This window comes from Herbaspirillum autotrophicum (genome assembly GCF_001189915.1).
GTDB lineage: Bacteria > Pseudomonadota > Gammaproteobacteria > Burkholderiales > Burkholderiaceae_D > Herbaspirillum > Herbaspirillum autotrophicum.
Genome location: NZ_LFLS01000085.1, coordinates 1 through 1,299 on the forward strand (window position 1 = coordinate 1; position 1,299 = coordinate 1,299).

The 1,299-nt window shown below is 52.6% G+C and carries 1 protein-coding gene; it reads right to left on the minus strand.

From position 1 onward, the window contains the following. Positions 1 to 1,299 (minus strand): hypothetical protein (locus AKL27_RS28290; RefSeq protein ID WP_198156112.1); only part of this gene is annotated, 1,299 nt, incomplete at both ends.

A 1,299-nucleotide genomic window follows, 5' to 3' on the forward strand; every position in this document is an offset into this window, starting at 1 on the left:
AGCCGGTAATGGTCGGGGTAGTGTAAGTGCCGCCAGGAATCGCGCCGGCCGTAATACTGGCCGTACCGTTGTTGACCTTGCTGCCGTCGCTGTCATACGCATCGAATTGCACCTCGTACTGATAGGCCTTGGTGCGATCCGGCACCAGACCATCGGCTTGCGTATCCCAATTCCAGTCGGCGACTGAACCGGCAGGTCGTGTCAAGGTCTTGGTCAGCCAGGTCGACGCGCCTGCCAGACGATAGCGAATCGTCAGTTGCGTCGCGTCCTTGGACAGATTGCGGAACACCAGTGTCGAATCAGCGACGCTGACCGCCTTTAAGCTTGCCGTGGCAGTGGCAGTATTGATTTGGGCAATCAAGGTGTCGCGATTGCCATTGGCATCAATGGCTATGATTTGCGCATCACCTGTACTGACTGGAATATCGAACAGCCCCGGGATGCCATTACGGGCATTGATGGTGACCGGTGTTCCTGATGGCAAGGCCGTATAAATCAACGAGGTCGCCAGCTTGCCATTACTGGTCAGTTGCAGACCAGCCAAATGCATCACACCACCTTCAATGATCGGGCTATTGGTGACGCCGCTGGTACGCGTCACCGATCCACCTGCTGCCGTGTGATTGACCGTCAGTTTATCGTTACGCAGTACTTTGCCATCCTTGTCGGTGGACACCAACATCATGTCGTAGGTGCCGTTCAGGCCGGCCATGTTGGCCACATACGTGCCACTTTGCCCAGGCATCACACTGGTTGGCAACTTGCTGTAGGCACCGGTGCTCCCCTGCGGACGGTAGTACAAATCGACCTGCGCTGCATTCAATAACGTCTGGTTGCTCAAACGCAGCTGGTTGCTGCCAGCTAAATTTGAAACAGTGACATTATGATATGGGGAACCGAGAAAGTAATCTCGCGTGATTCTTTCATCTTCACTGCAGGGGATTTTGCCACGTAATTCCCACGATGGATTTGATATTGGATAGACACCTTTATTAATGGAGCCGACCGAAATGAGGCTACCGTTCCCTGGCTGTACAAACACCTCCATCGCCCAACCAAAATAGAACTCTGGATAACTATAAAATCCCGCTGAATCAAAATCGATGCTATACGATCCACCGGACATAAACACCATCTGTTGATTTCCACCATTCACGCTCTCTTGCTTCACCAGCGCCCCATTCGCCAGGAAATACTTCACATCAAAGTTTACAATGATCTTGCACGGCCCATAAGCTGCGGTGAAATCGGGCAACGTTAAATTGAGGCCATATGGCTCGGCGTATGCTGAATGCCATG